Origin of the sequence: Methylosinus sp. LW4, assembly GCF_000379125.1 — a bacterium.
Lineage (GTDB): Bacteria > Pseudomonadota > Alphaproteobacteria > Rhizobiales > Beijerinckiaceae > Methylosinus.
The window spans coordinates 505,686-523,783 of record NZ_KB900627.1 but is presented as its reverse complement, the minus strand read 5'-3'; the positions used below and the strand labels follow the sequence as shown (position 1 = coordinate 523,783).

Below are 18,098 nucleotides of genomic sequence, written 5' to 3'. Positions count from 1 at the left end.
GCCGAGGCTGAGACATGAATCCATCCAAGATATTCATCCTGCGTCCGGTCGCAACGACCCTGCTGATGGCGGCCATCCTGCTCGCGGGATTGTTCGCCTATCGGCAATTGCCGCTCTCCGCTCTCCCGGCCGTCGATTATCCGACGATCCAGGTGCAGACATTCTATCCCGGCGCGAGCCCGGAGGTGATGACCTCCGCCGTGACCGCGCCGCTCGAGCGGCAGTTCGGCCAAATGCCCGGGCTGAAGCAGATGACCTCGGCGAGCTCCGCCGGCGCCTCGATGATCACCTTGCAGTTCGATCTCACATTGAGCCTCGACGTCGCCGAGCAGCAGGTGCAGGCGGCGATCAACGCCGGAGGCAATCTTCTGCCGCAAGATCTGCCGGCGCCGCCGATCTACGCCAAGATCAATCCGGCCGATGCGCCCATCATGACGCTCGCCGTCACATCGAAATCGCTGCCGCTGATCGAGGTGGAGGATTTTATCGAGACGAGGCTGGCGCAAAAGCTCTCGCAGCTGCCGGGCGTTGGGCTCGTGGCGATGGGCCATGGCCAGCGTCGCGCGATTCGCGTCAGCTTCAATCCGACCGCGCTCGCCAAATACGGGCTGAACATCGACGATCTGCGCACCGTCATCGCAAACACCAACACCAATGCGCCCAAGGGCGGCTTCGACGGGCCGAAGCAATCGTCGACGATCAACGCCAATGATCAGATCGACGATCCAAAGCAGTTCAGCAAGACGGTCATCGCCTATCGCAACGGCAATCCGGTTCGTCTCTCTGATGTCGCGGAGGTGCGCAATGGTCCAGAGAACGACCGCATCGCGTCCTGGGCCAATTCGACGCCGGCGATCATCCTCGACATTCGTCGTCAGCCTGGCGCCAATGTCATAGAGGTTGTCGAGAACGTGAAGGCCATGCTGCCGCAGCTGCGGGCGTCGCTTCCCGCGGCGATCGACATATCGGTGCTGAGCGACCGCACGACCACGATCCGCGCTTCTGTCGAGGATGTCGAATTCGAGCTCTTTCTCGCCGTCGCACTCGTCGTCCTGGTGATCTTCGCCTTTCTCCGCAATTTGCCGGCGACGCTCATTCCGAGCCTGTCGGTCCCCTTGTCGCTCGTCGGCGCTTTCGTCGCCATGTATTTCTTCGGCTTCAGCCTCGACAATCTCTCGCTCATGGCGCTCACCATATCGACCGGCTTCGTCGTGGACGACGCGATCGTCGTGATCGAGAACATCTCCCGCCACATAGAGGCGGGCGTCGCCCCGCTGGAGGCGGCGCTGCACGGATCGGCGGAGATCGGCTTCACCATCATCTCGCTCACCGTCTCGCTCGTCGCGGTGCTCGTGCCTCTGCTGTTCATGGGCGATATCGTCGGGCGGCTCTTTCATGAATTCGCCGTCACGCTGGCCGTGACCATCGTCATCTCCGCCTTCGTTTCTCTCTCGCTCGCGCCGATGCTCTGCGCCAAGCTTCTGCGTCATCGCCCCGACCGCCAGCGCGGACGCTTCGATCGCGCGGCGGAGAATGCGATCGACGCAATGATCCGTGTCTATGGACGCGGGCTCGACATCGTGCTCGCGCATCAGCCATTCATGCTCGCCGTGACGTTGGCCACGCTGGCGCTCACCTTCCTGCTCTATGTCGACATACCGAAGGGATTTTTTCCGCAGCAGGACACGGGCGCGATACAGGCGATCTCCGAAGGCGCGCAAGACATTTCCTTCGCCGGCATGGTCGAGAAGCAGCAGGCGCTCGCCGACGCGATCCTCCGCGATCCAGATGTGGAGACCGTCAGCTCCTCGGTCGGCGTCGATGGCGCGAACACGACGCTGAACGCCGGACGTTTTTCTATCTCGCTGAAGCCCACGCCGCAGCGCAGGTCGAGCGTGAGCGAGGTGATCGCGCGGCTCCAGGCTGCGACCTCCCATATTCCCGGCGTGCAGCTCTATATGCAGCCGGTTCAGGATTTGACCGTCGATTCGACTGTCAGCAAGGCCGCCTATCATTTCGTGCTGGAGAACGCCGATCTCGCTTCGCTGCGCGAGTGGACGCCCAAGCTCGTCGAGCGGCTGCGGGAGGCGCCCGAGCTCGCCAATGTCGCGAGCGATCTTCAGAGCCGCGGCAAGGCGCTCGACATTGTGATCGACCGCGCCACCGCTGCGCGATTCGGCGTCACCATGGCGGCGATCGACAATATGCTCTACGACGCGTTCGGCCAGCGCATAGTTTCGACGATCTACACGCAATCGAACCAATATCGCGTCATTCTCGAGCTCGACCCCAAATTTCACGCGTCGGATGCGGCGCTCGCGGGCCTCTATCTTCCGTCGTCGTCCTCCTCCTCGAACGGACAGGTTCCGCTCACCGCGATCATGCGTCTGCAGGAGCGCGACGGTCCGCTTCAGATCACTCATCTCGGGCAATTTCCGGCGACGACGATCTCTTTCGATCTCGCGCCGGGCGTCTCGCTCGGCTCCGCGGTGCGCGCGATCGAGGCGGCGCAGGCGGAGATCGAGCTGCCGGAGAGCTTCACTCTCGCCATGCAGGGCGCCGCGGCGGCTTTCACCGCCTCGTCGACCAATGAGCTGCTGCTGATCCTGGCCGCGATCGCGACAATGTATATCGTTCTCGGCGTTCTCTACGAGAGCTTCGTGCATCCGATCACAATTTTGTCGACGCTTCCCTCGGCCAGCGTGGGGGCGCTGCTCGCCTTGATGATCACTGGCAACGACCTCGACGTCATGGGCGTCATCGGCATTATTCTGCTCATCGGCATTGTGAAGAAGAATGCGATCATGATGATCGATTTTGCGCTCGATGCGCAGCGCGTCGACGGGCTGGCGCCGCGAGAGGCGATTTATCGTGCCTGCTTGCTCCGCTTCCGCCCGATCATGATGACGACGCTCGCGGCGATGCTCGGCGCCGTACCGCTCATGCTCGGCTCCGGCGTCGGCTCCGAGCTGCGGCAGCCGCTCGGAGTCTCGATCGTCGGCGGCCTTCTCGTCAGCCAAATGCTGACTCTGTTCTCGACTCCGGTCGTCTATCTCTATTTCGATCGGCTGGCGTCTCGTCTCGCGCGGCCCGGCGGAGCCCGGGAGCGGCGGCGGGCGGAGGCGACCGAATGAATATTTCGGCGCCTTTCATCATGCGGCCGATCGCGACGACATTGCTCACGATCGGATTGACGCTCGCGGGCGTGCTCGCTTTCATTCGCCTGCCGGTCGCGCCCCTGCCGCAGGTGGACATGCCGGCGCTCTCGGTCTCGGCCTCGCTGCCGGGGGCCTCGCCCGAAACGGTCGCGACGAGCCTCGCCGGGCCCTTGGAGCGGAGGCTCGGCGCGATCGCCGACGTCACCGAGATGACCTCGACGAGCAAGACCGGACAAACCAATGTCGTGATGGTCTTCGGGCTCGACCGCGACATAAACGGCGCCGCCCGTGACGTTCAGGCGGCGATCAACGCCTCGGCGGCGGATCTTCCGGCCGGCATCTCCTCCAACCCCACCTATCGGAAGTTCAACCCGGCCGACGCGCCGATCCTGCTCCTCGCCCTGACATCGAAATCGCTCTCCCGCGCGCAGCTCTATGACGCCGCGAGCAATGTGCTTCAGCAGCGCCTCTCGCAATTTCCCGGCGTCGGACAGGTTGCGATCAACGGCGGCGCTTCGCCCGCCGTGCGCGTCGAGCTCAATCCCTCGGCGCTGTTCAAATATGGCGTCGGCCTCGAGGATGTGCGAGCGGCGCTCGCATCGGCCAACGCCAATAGTCCCAAGGGCGACATTACTCTCGGCGGCGCGCGCCGGCAGCTCTACACGAACGACCAGGCGACGCGCGCCGACGACTATCGGCCGCTGATCGTCGCCTATCGCAACGGCAATCCGGTGCGTCTCGCCGATCTCGCGGAGGTGGCGGATTCGGTCGCCGATGTGCGCAACGCGGCGATCGCGCAAGGCGAGCCGGCGATCGTGGTGACGATCTTCCGTCAGCCGGGCGCGAATATCATCGAAACCGTCGATCAGATCATGGCTCAGCTCCCCAAGCTGGCTGCGGCGATGCCGAGCGACGTCGAGATCATTCCGACCTCCGATCGAAGCACGACGATCCGCGCCTCGCTGCGGGACACGGAGCTGACCTTGCTGGCGGCCATCGCGCTGGTCATTCTCGTCGTCTTCCTGTTCATCGGCGAATGGCGCGCCGCGCTCGTGCCGGCGATCGCCGTGCCGGTGTCGATCGCCGGCGCATTCGGCACCATGTATCTTCTCGACTACAGCCTCGACATTCTCTCGCTGATGGCTTTGACGATCGCGACGGGCTTCGTCGTGGACGACGCCATCGTCGTGCTCGAGAATATCGAGCGCCATCTCGAGGAGGGGCTGTCGCCGCGCGAGGCTGCGCTGCGCGGCGCGCGCGAGGTGGGCTTCACCGTCCTCTCGATCAGCCTGTCGCTGATCGCCGTGTTCCTGCCCTTGCTGCTGATGGGCGGATTGCTCGGCCGAATGTTTCGCGAATTCTCGGTCACGCTGTCGATCACGATTTTGGTCTCGCTTCTCGTCTCGCTGACGACGACGCCGATGCTCTGCTCCGTGGTGTTGCGCGCGGGACCTGGCCGTGAGCGCCGCGCGAGCCGGCCCTTCGCACTGATCGCGCGCGCCTATGAGCGAAGCCTCGCCGTGGCCTTGCGGCATCGCGGACCCGTCCTGCTTTCGCTCGTCGCCGCCATCGCGATGACCGTCACCTTGTTCGTCGTCATTCCGAAAGGCTTTTTTCCAGAGCAGGACACCGGTCGCCTGCAAGGATCGATTCAGGCGGATCAGAGCGCGTCGTTTCAATCGATGAAGGACAAGCTGCAAGAGTTCATCGCCATCATCCAGAGCGATCCCGCCGTGTCCGTGGTGGCGGGCAACACGGGGGCGGGAAGTGGCGGCGGACCGCCCGGCTCGGTCAGCTCGGGCTCGGTCTATGTCACGCTGAAGCCGGTCGGCGAGCGCGACGTGACATCCGCTCAGGTCATCGAGCGGCTGCGGCCCAAGCTCGGCCAGGTCGCCGGCGCGCGGCTCTTCCTCCAGCCCGTGCAGGATCTGCGGGCCGGTGGACGACCGGGCGGCGCGCTCTATCAATATACGCTTCTGGCCGACAGCTCGGCGGAACTCTCCGAATGGACGCCCAAGCTGATGCGAGCGCTGCAGGGCAGCAGCGTCGTCGTCGATGTGAACTCGGATCAGCAGGAAAACGGCGTCGAGAGCTATATCGATATAGATCGGGACACGATGTCTCGTCTCGGGCTCACGCCGACGCAGATCGACAACACGCTCTATGACGCGTTCGGCCAGCGGCAGGTTTCGACGATCTACAGCGAGATCAACCAATATCGCGTCGTGATGGAGGTCGCGCCGCGCTATTGGCAGGATCCGCAAATTCTGCGCGAGATCTATGTGAGCACGGCGGCCAAGCCGGTGAGCGGCTCCGCCTCCGCCATGCTTCCGGCCGGCTCCGTCACCTCGGCGACATCATCGGCGGCCGCAAATCTCTCGCTCGACTCGGCGCGCAACGCCTCGACCAACGCCATCGCCAATTCGGGCCGCAGCGGCGCGTCGAGCGGCTCGGCGGTGAGCACAGCGGTCGAGACGATGACGCCGCTCGTCGCTTTCACGCGCATGAAGCGCGGCTCGACGCCGCTCGCGATCAATCATCAAGGACCGTTCGTCGCGGCCACGATCTCCTTCAATCTCGCGATCGGCGCATCGCTCAGCGATGCGGTCGCCGAGTTCGATCGTGTCACCGCCGAGATCCATGTGCCCGCGAGCGTGCATGGCGGAATGCAGGGAATCGCCCGCATTTTTCAATCGTCGCAGGATAATCAGCCGCTGCTGATCGTGATGGCTCTGGCGGCTGTCTATATCGTGCTGGGCATGCTCTATGAGAGCTATCTGCATCCGATCACGATTCTCTCGACCTTGCCCTCGGCCATAGTCGGAGCGCTTCTCGCGCTATTCGCCTTCCACGCCGAGCTGGACGTCATCGCGCTGATCGGGCTGTTCCTGCTCATCGGCATCGTGAAGAAGAATGCGATCATGATGATCGACTTCGCGCTCGACGCCCGGCGTCGGAGAGAGCTGAGCGATCATGATGCGATCGTCGAGGCTTGCCGGTTGCGTTTCCGTCCGATCATGATGACGACGGCGGCGGCTCTGTTCGGCGCCATTCCGCTGCTGGCGAGCTTCGGCGATGGCGCGGAAATTCGCCGTCCGCTCGGCATCACCATCGTCGGCGGCCTCCTTCTCAGCCAATTGCTGACGCTCTACACGACGCCCGTGCTCTATCTCACATTCGGCGATTTGCGCGACCGGATCGCGCGTTTATTGCGGAGTCGCGGAAGACGCGGATGAAAGCGGCGGCTCGTCCGCCGCTTCGTCGGGCGGCGCCGGCCCCATCGCCTCCTCGCCCAAAGGCTCGCGCTATGGCGAGGCCGCGGCCGCCGCGGCCCGTCATCGGCCGAATCGCGTCGCTTTCGCTCCAATTCGTCACGCGCTCGCCGGCGATGCATTGGGCTCGACTTTGCTGATCGCTCATTCGGCAGAACGCCGGTTTACGGAGCGAAACGCCTCTGGCCGCAGCAAGCTGTTGCAAATACATCACAATTTTTGAAAAAACGCGCGGCCGTCATGGACGCGGCCGCGATTTTGGATATATAAAATAACTACATAAATGATGTGGGCTGGGCCGAGGGCTGGGGATATAAAGATGAATCGAGAAATGCCACTGCGTTCGCTGACGCTATCGCGGTTATATGGCGTCTCGCTGCTAGCGCTCGCCGCCTCCGCCGTCCCGGCGAAGAGCGAGGAGACCTTGCCGCCGATCGAGATCGGGGCCGTCGCCGCGCCGCGGAACGATAGAGCCAATGCCTCCGACTCGCCATTTCGCGCTGCTCGTCCGGGCGATGCGCTGAGCGGTCCGGCGGCCGACAATGCGCCGACGCCGAAGAGCTCGGTGACGATGGAAGGAATCAAGATCCTCGGCGGCCCGGCGCAGGCGAGCACGTATAAGGTGCTCGACATGATGCCGAGCGTGATAGAGGACTCGGCCGATCCCTATGGCCTCTCCTTCAATCGCAGCATCACCGTGCGCGGCGTTTCGGACTTCTTCCTGGCGCGCACCATCAATGGGCTGCCGATTCAAGGCATTGTCGGCGGCGCCGATCTGTTCGATCTCGACGACATCGGCCGCGTCGATCTCTATCGCGGAAGCATTCCCGCCAATCAGGGCTTCGGCTTCTCCAACGCCGCCGGCGTGCTGGACCTCAATTTGCTGGCGCCCAAGGAAAAGCTGAGCGGAACCATCTCGCAGGGCGCGGGCTCGAACGGCTTCCACCGCACCTTCGCGCGCATCGACTCCGGCCGGCTGCCGACGGGAACCGCCTTCTTTGTTTCTGGATCCATTTCCGACGCCGAGAAATGGAAGGGCGATGGCGACGCGCGGCGCAAGAATGTCGCCTTCGGCCTCACGCAATCGCTGGGCGACCAGCTCGAGGTTTCCGTCTATGGCGTGCACAATGACCAGAAGGCGAATAATTACTTGCCCCTGACCTTCGTCCAGACGCAGAATCTCGCGGCGACGGCCTTCTTCGACTATAATACGGCCTTCACTGGAAAATCGGGGATAGACGCGAGCTATTATGCGTTCAATCGCACGCGTTACGTCACCAATGCGATCTTCGCGGAGATCGCCTATCGCATCGACCCGACGCAATCGATCGTTCTCAAGCCCTATTATTGGCGCAACACGGGCTATCAGGAAACGACGTCGGGCGCGAGCGTGCGTCTGTGGCCGATCAGCAATTATAATTTGGGCGGCACGATCGAATATAAGAAACATCTGCCGTGGGACGCCGATTTCGCGCTCGGCTTCTGGAGCCAATCGGCGGAGCCGGAGCCGCCGCCATTGCATCAGAAGCTCTATACGGTGACCCCGATCGGATCCCTGAATTTTTCGAGCTGGTCGTCGCTCGCGACGAGCGGCACGCATCAATTCTTCAGCCCCTACATGCAATACACGCAGACCTTCGACGCCACGACCGTCTCCGGCGGGCTGCGCCTGCACATAGAGAACACGCCGCATCTGCAATATTTCACCACGAAAGGCCTGCCGGACGTCACCTATTCGGATGTTTGGAGCTATCTTCCGACGCCCGATGCGAATGGCGTGGCGCCTGCCCTCGCCTATTCCGAATGGCTGCCCAATTTCGGCGTGCGCCATCGCCTCTCGGAGGAGTGGAGCGCCAATGCGAGCTATTCGCGCAAGGTCGCCCGCCCCGATTGGGGACCGCAGGCGAGCTCCTTCCTCGGCGCCGAAGCCGCCTATCTCGCCAAGGGAATCACGCTCGCCTCGCTCATGGGCCGCATTCGGCCGGCGACCGTCGATGCGGTCGACGTCGGCCTGCGCTATGAGACCGGCGATCTGACGATGGCGCCGACCTTCTTCGGCTTCTGGACGCATAAGAAGGAAGTGCTCGTCTATGATCCCGCCGTCGGGCAGAGCTATTATCAGAGCAACGCCGCGACGGTCGGCCGCGGCTTCGAGCTCGAGACGATCTGGAAGGCGACCGATTGGTTGACGCTCACGGGCAGCGCCACGATCGCCTCCGAGACCTATGTGGCGAATATTCAGGCCGGCTCCTCATCCGTGATGCAGATCGGCGGCAAGCAGACGCCCTACACGCCGCGCTATCAGGCCAAGCTCGCTGCGACCTATCATCGCGACGGCTTCGAGATCACGCCTGTCATTCGGTTCAACAGCACGCGCTATGGCCTCGCGGACAATTCACAAGCCGTGAGCCCTTACGCCATCGTCGATATCAACGCCGCCTATGAGTTCGGCGCGAAGCTCGGCCTCACGCCGATGACTGTCTCGGCGGGGATCACCAATCTCTTCGATCATCGCTATATCAGCGCGATCTCGGTGAACGAGACCAATCTGAGCAGCACCTCATACTATGTCGGCGCGCCGCGGACGATCTTCGCCGGCGTCTCGGCGTCCTTCTAAAAAAGCACCGAGCGGAGGCCCGCCCATGCCGTCGCAATCGGCTCGCATCCTCTGCCTGGCTCTGGCGCTTTTGGCGTCGGCGGCGGCGGGCGAATGTCGAACGATCGTCGACATGGACGGGCGAAGCGTGAGTCTGCCGGAGAAAGTCGGCCGCATCGTCACGGTGGGACCCGTGCCGGTTCTGAACGGCTTTCTCTTCGCCTTCGGCCGGCAGCAGTCGATCGTGAACGGCCTGCCCCGCGAGCTGGCGCGGAAATATCAATTCGTCTTCGCGTCGGACCTCGCAAAAAAGCCGATCCTGCAGAGTTCCTCGAGCGGTCTCGCGGTCGAGGATATCGTCGCGCTGCGGCCCGATCTCGTCCTGACGATGGACCGCAGCGCGACGGATAGGCTCTCGGCGCTCGGATTGCCGGCGGTACTGCTGAACTGGCGCGAGCCGGAGGACATCAAGGCGCTGATGACGCTGCTCGGCGCTATTCTCGACGAGAAAAAAGCCGCCGAAGATTATGTTCGCTATTTCGACGAGACTCTGACGCGGATCGGAACGAAGCTCGGCTCCGTCGACGAGTCGAAGCGGCCCCGCGTGCTCTATGTGAACTACCGGCGCCTGACGCAGCCGCATAGAATCGCCGAATGGTGGATTCCGCATGCCGGCGGCCGCAGCGTCACCTCCGACGGGCGCTCGGAGGAGAGCGTCACTTTCTCGCTCGAGCAATTGATCGCCTGGAATCCCGAAGTGCTGATCGTCGCCGATCGTGGTGAGGCCGAGCTCGTCGCGGCCGAGCCGCGTCTGCGCGACGTCTCGGCCGTGCGCAGCGGCCGCGTGCATGTCGCGCCGGCCGGCGCGCATCTCTGGGCGAATCGAACGATCGAGCAGCCGCTCACCGTGCTATGGGCGGCCTCGATCATTCATCCCGAAAAATTTTCGCGGGCGATGCTCGAGAGCGAAATGTCCGCGTTCTACGAGCGATTTTTCCACGTCTCTCTCTCGAAAGAGCAGATCGATGAGATTCTGGCGGGCTCCACTGGCCGCTGACGGCGAGGGACGCGGGCTGCTGCTCGCCTCGGGGCTCGCGCTCTGCGCGCTGATACTCGTTTCGCTCGCGCTCGGCCGCTATCCATTGTCGCTCGGCGCGGTCGTGGAGACGCTCATCGGCCGTGGCGATGGCTCGCCGAGCGGCGCGACGGCGCAGACTATTATTTTCATGGTGCGTCTTCCGCGCATCGCGACCGCGGTCATGGTCGGAGCGGGCCTTTCGATCGCCGGCGCGGCCTATCAGACGGTCTTCCGCAATCCCATGGCCTCGCCTTCTCTGCTCGGCGTCTCGGCCGGCGCCGGCTTCGGCGCCGCGCTCGCGCTGCTGCTTCATCTGCCGACGATCGCCGTCGAGGCGGCCGCTTTCGTCGGCGGTCTCGCCGCTGTCGGCGCCTCCTATCTCGCGGCCAGCCGCGTCAAGAGCCATTCGCTCATCACGCTCGTCTTGTGCGGCATGGTGATGTCGGCGCTGTTTCAGGCGCTGATCTCGCTGGTGAAATATGTCGCCGATCCGGTCGACACGCTCGCCACCATCACCTTTTGGCTGATGGGGAGTCTCGCCAAGGCCAATGGCGCGGATGCGGCGACGGCGGCGGCGCCGGTCATGCTCGGCGGCGCCATGCTGTTCGCATTGCGATGGCGCATCAGCCTTCTCGCGCTCGGCGACAACGAGGCCGCGGCGCTGGGCGCCGATGTGGCGCGGCTGCGCGTCATCGTGATCCTCTGCGCGACGGCGATGACGGCGGCGACGGTCTGCGTCGCCGGCATCGTCGGATGGGTCGGCCTGCTCGTGCCGCATATCGCGCGCATGCTGTTCGGCATGGAGCCCGGCCGCGTCATGATCGCGACGGCGACATTGGGCGCGCTCTTCGTGCTCGGCGTCGACGATGTCGCGCGCTCCGCCTCCGTTATCGAGATTCCGCTCGGCGTCATGACCGCGGTGATCGGCGCGCCCTTCTTTCTCTTTCTCGTCATTCGTGCCCGCAGCGAGCAATGGTCATGACGCCGGCGATCGCGATCGAGGGTCTTTCATTCCGCCGCGCCGAGCGGCTCGTGCTCGATGCGATCTCTTTCGCGCTCGCAGCGGGCGAGACGCTCGTGCTGCTCGGCCCCAATGGCGCCGGCAAGAGCACGCTCGTCCATTGCCTGCTCGGCCTCGCCGCGCCACACGCCGGAAGCATCCGCGTGCTGGGCGACGATCTCGATCGCCTGCCGAGACGCGAGGTCGCGCGACGCATCGCCTATGTGCCGCAGGCCGGCCACAGCGCCTTCGCCTTCACAGTGGAGCAGATGGTTCTGATGGGCCGCTCCGCCCATATAGAGGGCGCTGGATCGCCCTCGCTCCGCGACCGCGAGATCGCGCGGCGCGCGCTCGCGGACACGGGCGTCGAGCATTTGGCGAGCAAGCCCTTCACGCAGATTTCCGGCGGCGAGCGGCAGCTCGCGCTGATCGCGCGCGCGCTCGCGCAAGACACGTCGATCATCGTCATGGACGAGCCGACCTCGAGCCTCGATCTCGGAAATCAAGGCCGCGTGCTCGATCTGATGCGCAAGCTCGCCGGTGGCGGCAAGAGCGTCGTCATGACCACGCATTTGCCCGATCAAGCTTTCAATCTGAAGGCGCGGGTCGCGCTCTTGCGGGACGGCCGTATGATCGCCGAGGGGCGCGCCGAGGCGGTCTGCGATCTCGGCTCGATGAGCCGGCTCTATGGCGCGCCTTTGCTGAGGCTGGCGGACACAGAAAGCAGAGGCGTCGTGGGCTACGTCCCCGACCTCTCCTGAAGGGCGGCCTCGACGAGCGGCCGCGCCTCGCGCGCCAGCAGAGCGAGCGACTTCTCGAGCAGAGGCAGAGGCAGAAAGCCGAAGAAGGCGCTCAGCGCATTCACATAGGTGACGCCGAGCTCGTCGTGCAGCGCGAGAAAAGCCCGCGCGCATGTCTGCGGCGAGCCGGCGATGACCATGTCGCGATAGAAATTCTCGGGCTCGAGCTCCGCCTCGGCGACGACGCCTTTGCGATTGAAGAGGCCGAAGCCGCGCAGCCGCGCCGTCAGCTTCTCGATCGTCGGCCACAGCTCTTCCCGCGCGCTTTCGTCGGTCTCGCTCACATAGACGAAGCGTCCGAATGGCGCGCGCGCGGGGTCGCCGCCGGCTTCGACATAGGCTTTCAGCAGCCGTCGCTGATTGGCCATGCTGGTGATGCCGTGCAGAATGAGCGAATGGCCCTCGCGCGCCGCCCAGGCCGCCGTCTCATCCGTATAGGTGCCCATGAAGATCGCCGGATGCGGATGCTGCACGGGCTTCGGCTCGACGGAGAGCGCGCTTTCGCCGACCGTGATTTTCTCCTCGGTCCAGGCGCGTCGAATGAGCGCGAGATTGTCCTGGAACAGCGCGTTCACATTCTCCGCCGGAACGCCATAGGCCTCGAGATAGCGGCTATTGCCGCCGCGCGAGACGCCGAAATCGACGCGGCCATCCGACAGGACATCGAGCGTCGCGATCTCTTCGGCGAGGCGAATGGGATGATGCAGCGCCAGCAGCAGCACGGAGAAGCCGACGCGCAGGCGCTTCGTGCGGGCGAGGATGGCGGCGGCGAGCGCGATGGGCGAATGGCAGCGCCGGCCCTCGACCTCGATGATGCTTCCCTGAAAATGCTCCTCATTGATCCAGATCGCATCGAAGCCGAGCGCCTCGACGCGTTCGGCGAGCGCGAGCAATTGTGATGTCGACACGGATTCGAGACCGCCGCCACAGCCCGAAAGACCAATACGAAAGCGCTTCGGCGCTCCGACTTTTTCCTCGTCGCTCAATGACGCGCCCCCGCTAACGCTATGTCAGTTCGATATATATCGCTGACGCGGTCGCGACAACGGATTTTGCGGATGTTCTCGCTCACGGGCGCGGGCGGCGTTTTGTTCTTTGTTCGTTCTCACAAATGCGTTACGCTGAAACCCTCTTCGATTCGGCATTGGCGCATGGCGACACTGATCATCACGGAAAAGGCCAGTCAGGCGAAAGATCTTCGCGCGGCGCTCGGCGCGCGCTTCGGGCAGATTCTGCCGGCGGAAGGCCATCTGCTTCGCTTGGCCGAGCCCGAGGAGATCAACCCCGTCTGGAAGCGCTGGTCCTGCGTCGTCCTCAAGCCGGACGGGCTCTATCCGACTCGCGAAGCCACGCAAGGCAACAAATCCGCGAAGCTCCGGGCCATAGCGACGGCGCTCTCCGCCTGCGACGATGTGATTCTCGCGACCGACTGTGATCGCGAGGGGCAGCTGATCGGCCAGGAAATCCTGGATCATCTCGGCTATCGCGGGCGCGTGCGGCGGGCTCTGTTCACCGCCCAGGACCCGAAGACGCTGCAGCAGGCTTTCGCCCGGCTGAAGCCCAACGCCGACATGCGCCCGCTCTATGAGGCGGCGGTGGCGCGCCAGCAGGCCGATCAAATCTTCAACCTGTCGCTGACGCGGACGGCGACGAAGACATTGCTCTCGCCCGGCGTTCGCGGCGTGATCGGAATCGGCCGGGTCAAGACGCCGACCTTGGCGATCGTCTGCCTTCGCGAATTGGAGATCCGCAATTTTCGGCCGGAGGATTATTTCGAGGTCGTCGCGACAGCGACCGTCGCAGGCGGCAGCTTTTCGATGCGCCATGCTCCGGCGGCCAAGGCGCGGATCAAGACGCGCGCCGAGGCCGAGACGATCGCCAGAGCTGCCAATGGCCATCAGGGGCCTCTCGGCGTCGCCGTCGATGAAAAACGGCAGGCGCCGCCGCGTCTCTTCGATCTCCCCTCCTTGCAGAAGACCTGCGGCCAGCGCTGGGGATGGACGGCCGACAAGACGCTGTCCGTGGCGCAGGCGCTCTATGATGGCGATGGCAAGAAGCTCATCACCTATCCGCGGGCGGAAGCGCGCTATCTGAGCGAAAATCAGATGGGCGACGCGCCAGCGATCGTCGCCGCGCTGACGCGCCTGCGCGGCTTTGCGCGGCTGGAGATCGCCGCACCGGTGATCCGACGCGGCAAGTCTGGCCATTTCTGCGACGAGGCGCTGGAAGGCGTCTCGCATCATGCGGTCGTGCCCAATGTCAATGTTCTCGACGATCTCGAGGCCCGCTTGGCGCGTCTCGACGAGGATGAGAAGCGGCTGTTCGCGCTCATCTGCCGTTCCTATCTCGCCGCCGTGATGCCCGATTACGAATATCGGCAGACCATCGTCACAATGAACGTTCCGATCGCAGGCCGAAGCGCGGCCGAGTTTCGCGCCGTCGGGCGGATACCGCTGCGGCTCGGCTGGAAGGCGGTCTATCAGGCGAACGAGCCGGACGCCGAGACAGAGGCCGAGCAGACGCTGCCCCCGCTTCGCGATGGCGAGAGCGCCACTCTTTCCGAGCCGCGCGTCGAGGCGAAGAGAACGCAGCCGCCGCCTCGATATAATGAAGGCACGCTCGTCGATGCGATGCAGAATGCATGGCGCTTCGTCGATGATGCCGGGCTTCGCGACCGGCTGAAGGAAGCCAAGGGGATCGGCACGCCGGCGACGCGGGCGGAGATCATCAAGGGATTGAAGCGGCAGAATTTGTTGACGGCCGATGGCAAGCTGGTGCTGCCGACGCCGGCCGGGCTGCAATTGTTCGAGCTGCTGCGGGGCGCCGCGCCCGCGCTCGTCGATCCCGCGACGACGGCTCTGTGGGAGATGCGTCTCGACGAGATTCTCGTCGGAAAGGCGGATTATCATGCGGTCATCGATGGCGTCGCCGCCGCCGCGCAGGAGCTGATCGAGGCGCTGGTCGGAAAATCGGATGGAAAGGTCGAGCTGACGGCGGCGCCGCCGGCGCGTCGATCTGGACGTCGTCGCCGCAGCGGGCCTACCGACGCTCGCCCCGCGGCGGCGCCAAAGAGCGCGAGCGCGAGCCCGCGGCGGCGCGCGTCCAAGGCGACGTCATCCGCATCGCAGGAGGCCGTCGAGCAGAGCGCTGGGCGCGCCAAAGCGCCGACCGAGAAAATGGTCGCTTACGCGCAAAATCTCTCGCGAGCCAAGAAAGTGAAATTGCCCGATGGCTATCGGCAGGACTTCGACGCCTGCCGCAAGTTTCTCGATGAGCATGCGAGATAGCGTCCGCTTCTTTCGCGTCACCTCGACAGGCGACCTTCGTCGTCGATCGGCGTCAGACAGGACGGAGGGGCGTTTCCCCATGACCAGAGCACGAGGTTGAGATCGTCCTCGCGCGTTCCCGGGGCGAAGCTGCGAACCAGCAGCCCGCAATAGCCCGCGCCGATCAGGCGCCGGGCGAAGCTCTGCGTTCTCGCTTCGCCGCTCGCGCGCATCTCGTCGCGCCAGGTCGAGGCCGCGAGCGCGGCGGCGTCCATGCCTTCGCTCGCCAGCGCCGTCGCATCCCGCGTATCGAATATTCGTTCGAGATCGGCGTCGTAGGAGACGAGCGTGGTGGGCTGCAGATTGCCGACCTGATTGGCCTCCCGAATGGCGGTCATGATTGAGAGGCAGCAATAGAGAGCAGGAACGCCCTTGGGATTGAAGCGGCCGCCATGCAGCGCCGCCCCGTAGCCCGAGAGCGGCTCGCGCGCATAGACGGGATTGAGCGCTCGATAGAGCTTGCCCTTATAGGCGATGGCCGCGCTCAGGCGTGGACGCCCGCGTCGACGGCGTCGATATAATCGAGCACCTCGTCGGCCCGGCCGCTCTTGACGAGCTGCATGGCGGTGAAGCCGGAAAAGCCGGCGAGCGGTTCCGAGCGGTACCAGGCATAGGCCAGAAGCGCCGAGCCGAAGCGCGGCTCGACCTTGTTGAGGATCTCGACCATCTCCCGCAGGCGACGCTGCGTCTTGTCGGAGCGAAGCCGGCCGGCCCGCTGCACGGCGTCCTTGCCCAGGCCGGCGGTGCGGGCGATCTCCTCGCTGGAGGTGCGGAGCATGTCCGCGATCTTGCGCGGCGCGAAAATCCCGTCATCCGCATATCGAGCCAGACTCATTGCTCCGCCTCCGCTGGAAGCCGAATATTATGACGCAATATAGCGTCACAATGAGCGGCGTTCAATGGGCCTGCTTTCGCCCTTTCTAGAGGCTCGTCGCGTCCTCATGGAGAATTTGCGGCTCGGCCTTCTCCTGCAGGCCGATATGCGCGAGAAAGCCGTCGACCATATTCTCGGTCGAGAAGCGCGCGGCGACGCGGGGCGCATTATCGGCGAGCTCGGCGTGCAGCGCGTCGTCGGTCAGCAGGCGTTCGAGCTGCCGCGCGAGATCGCCGCTGTCCCAGCATCGAAAGATCAATCCGCCGGCGCGGACGCCATCATCCACCACCTCGGCGACTCCGCCATAATCGGGAACGACCGCCGGAGCGCCGAGGCTCATGGCCTCGGCGACCACGAGCCCGAAGGGCTCGCCATTGATGGAGGGGCATACGGCGCAGCGGCAATGCGCGAAAAGAGCGTCGCGCGTCGCTATCGAGATGGCGCCGGAATGATGGAGATTGACGCCGAGATGCGTCACAATATCCCGAATGGCGGCGCGATAGGCGAGGCCCTTCGCCGTGGCGCCGCAGACGACCAGCTGAAAGCGCAGCCCGCGGGAGAGAAGAATTTTCGCCGCATAGAGAAGCAGGTCGATGCCCTTCTCGCTCTCCTGGCGGCCGACGAAGGCGAGGATCGGAAGATCGCGCCGCAGACGCGGAAAGGTCTCCGTCAGAATCGAGAAATCGGGGGCCGTCCCTTGCTGCGGCGGCTCGATCCCGCAATAGAGAACCTCGAGACGAGAGCCGTCGAGACGAAGATCATCGACGAGACGCGACGCGTAATGACGGCTGAGGACGATCGCCGGCCAGCGGGCGCCTCGCACCGCCTCGTCCACGCGGCGGCGATAGACATCCGTCACGCCGCAGGCTTCCGCGAGGCTCGCGAATTCCTCGTCGCCCTGAAACGTCACCAAATAATCGAACCGCTTGCGCGTGCGCTTTTGCGCTTCCTGCGCCAGCCCGCCGATCGAGCCGAAACCCATTTTGACATGGGTGACGCCGTCCTGCTCGATGAAGCGCGCGAGGCGCTCGGCGAGAGCGACGTCGGTCCGCTCGTAGCAAAAGAGCGAGCGGACCAGATTGCGCATGAGATTTTCGACGAAGCCCGGAACGCCCTGGGCGACGGCGCGCCGCAATTTCCGCGGCAGGCGAAAGGCGATGCGGCCGATGACTCGGTCCATGAATTCCGAAGGGCGCGAGAATTGATAGCGCGTGCCGTGGCACAGCATCCTCTGCTCGACTCCCTCGGCGAGAAGCTCGGGCGTCTCTTCGAGCATCCAATAGACGACGACCTCGTAACCGCGGCGGCGGAGCGCATTGGCCAGCGTGGCGTCATGGACGGTCGAGCCGAGATAGGAGCCGCTTCCTATGGTGACGATCGCGAATTTCGGGCGTGACGTCACGGGGGCCACCCTTCCTCGATGAATTTCTTGAAATCGACCAGGACGACGCTTCGTCGCGTCGCGCAATCAGGCGACGGACTCGCGGTCCGCTCCGCATCATCATCATTATCGAAAACCGGGATGTGCGCCAAGTCACAGCATCTTCGTCTAAATCTGCGCATGGTCCGGCTCGGCGCGTCGATTTCGACGTCTCCAACGGACCGAGGATCGATCCTTCCGGGCGGCTTCGCCGGCAAATTTGCCCAGTCCCGTAAAGGGATGGCGCAGAGCTTGCTTTTGGGGAAGGCGTCGATGAGCGACTGTGCCGGCGCGATCTGCATCACGTCGACGCAGGTCGAATCGAATTGGATTGTAGATCATGAGGCCGGAGGGAGAATTGCTCTCCGGCTTTTCGAAGCCGGGCTTTTGAGCATATTGCCTTGTTTTTGGGTGCGGCGCACAGGTTCGGCGTCGCTTTCCAGGGAAGCGCGACCATCGGCTTCGATGTTTGAAGAAATAATGCTTTGCGATGGCGGATGTTGCGTCTTCGTGCGCGAATGGATGGGGCTGAGACATGGAGCGAGTAGCGGCTGTTTCTCCCAGCCGATGTAGA

General features: G+C 64.2%; 13 protein-coding genes. 8 read left to right on the top strand and 5 right to left on the bottom strand.

Annotation, left to right across the window (positions count from 1 at the left end; all coding sequences use genetic code 11):
* Window positions 1–14: 14 nt before the first annotated feature.
* Complete coding sequence (locus METLW4_RS0121880; protein WP_018268377.1) at window positions 15–3,134, top strand: multidrug efflux RND transporter permease subunit; 3,120 nt, start codon at window positions 15–17, stop codon at window positions 3,132–3,134.
* Window positions 3,131–6,394, top strand: a complete 3,264-nt coding sequence (locus METLW4_RS0121875; protein WP_018268376.1) for an efflux RND transporter permease subunit — start codon at window positions 3,131–3,133, stop codon at window positions 6,392–6,394. Before METLW4_RS0121880 ends, METLW4_RS0121875 begins: the two co-directional genes overlap by 4 nt.
* Window positions 6,395–6,640: 246 nt before the next feature.
* Here the strand turns inward: METLW4_RS0121875 and METLW4_RS28415 are convergent, their stop codons facing one another.
* On the bottom strand, window positions 6,641–7,015 hold the full coding sequence (locus METLW4_RS28415; protein WP_198290243.1) for a hypothetical protein: 375 nt from the start codon (window positions 7,013–7,015) through the stop codon (window positions 6,641–6,643).
* Between METLW4_RS28415 and METLW4_RS25775 the strand changes: the two genes are divergently transcribed.
* From METLW4_RS25775 to METLW4_RS25770, 4 genes are read left to right on the top strand one after another with little or no spacing between them, the layout of a single operon-like run.
* Complete coding sequence (locus METLW4_RS25775) at window positions 7,002–9,047, top strand: TonB-dependent receptor (RefSeq protein WP_198290242.1); 2,046 nt, start codon at window positions 7,002–7,004, stop codon at window positions 9,045–9,047. The genes METLW4_RS28415 and METLW4_RS25775 overlap by 14 nt on opposite strands.
* Window positions 9,048–9,072: 25 nt before the next feature.
* Complete coding sequence (locus tag METLW4_RS0121860; RefSeq protein ID WP_018268373.1) at window positions 9,073–10,083, top strand: ABC transporter substrate-binding protein; 1,011 nt, start codon at window positions 9,073–9,075, stop codon at window positions 10,081–10,083.
* On the top strand, window positions 10,052–11,086 hold the full coding sequence (locus METLW4_RS0121855; protein WP_018268372.1) for a FecCD family ABC transporter permease: 1,035 nt from the start codon (window positions 10,052–10,054) through the stop codon (window positions 11,084–11,086). Before METLW4_RS0121860 ends, METLW4_RS0121855 begins: the two co-directional genes overlap by 32 nt.
* Window positions 11,083–11,865, top strand: coding sequence for an ABC transporter ATP-binding protein (locus tag METLW4_RS25770; RefSeq protein WP_157235577.1), 783 nt, complete (start codon window positions 11,083–11,085; stop codon window positions 11,863–11,865). Before METLW4_RS0121855 ends, METLW4_RS25770 begins: the two co-directional genes overlap by 4 nt.
* Here the strand turns inward: METLW4_RS25770 and METLW4_RS0121845 are convergent.
* Complete coding sequence (locus METLW4_RS0121845) at window positions 11,844–12,890, bottom strand: LLM class flavin-dependent oxidoreductase (protein WP_018268370.1); 1,047 nt, start codon at window positions 12,888–12,890, stop codon at window positions 11,844–11,846. The two genes, METLW4_RS25770 and METLW4_RS0121845, sit on opposite strands and share 22 nt — an antisense overlap.
* Before the next feature lie 165 nt (window positions 12,891–13,055).
* Between METLW4_RS0121845 and METLW4_RS0121840 the strand changes: the two genes are divergently transcribed.
* Window positions 13,056–15,191 carry a DNA topoisomerase gene (locus METLW4_RS0121840; protein ID WP_026191728.1) on the top strand — a complete coding sequence of 712 codons (2,136 nt, stop codon included), beginning with the start codon at window positions 13,056–13,058 and terminating at the stop codon, window positions 15,189–15,191.
* Window positions 15,192–15,208: 17 nt separating this feature from the next.
* Here METLW4_RS0121840 and METLW4_RS0121835 read toward each other — a convergent pair whose 3' ends face one another.
* The 3 genes from METLW4_RS0121835 to METLW4_RS0121820 all read right to left on the bottom strand — a co-directional run bounded on the left by METLW4_RS0121835 (window position 15,209) and on the right by METLW4_RS0121820 (window position 17,506).
* A complete protein-coding gene (locus METLW4_RS0121835; protein ID WP_026191727.1) occupies window positions 15,209–15,706 on the bottom strand; it encodes an RES family NAD+ phosphorylase in 498 nt (165 codons plus the stop codon).
* A gap of 8 nt (window positions 15,707–15,714) precedes the next feature.
* Complete coding sequence (locus tag METLW4_RS0121830; protein WP_018268367.1) at window positions 15,715–16,065, bottom strand: antitoxin Xre/MbcA/ParS toxin-binding domain-containing protein; 351 nt, start codon at window positions 16,063–16,065, stop codon at window positions 15,715–15,717.
* 85 nt (window positions 16,066–16,150) lie between these two features.
* Window positions 16,151–17,506 (bottom strand): glycosyltransferase family 4 protein, encoded by a 1,356-nt coding sequence (locus METLW4_RS0121820; protein WP_018268365.1) that lies wholly within the window; start codon window positions 17,504–17,506, stop codon window positions 16,151–16,153.
* 18 nt (window positions 17,507–17,524) lie between these two features.
* Here METLW4_RS0121820 and METLW4_RS28410 point away from each other — a divergent pair, with 18 nt between their 5' ends.
* A complete protein-coding gene (locus tag METLW4_RS28410) occupies window positions 17,525–18,097 on the top strand; it encodes a hypothetical protein (RefSeq protein ID WP_198290263.1) in 573 nt (190 codons plus the stop codon).
* The last annotated feature ends 1 nt before the right edge of the window (window position 18,098 follow it).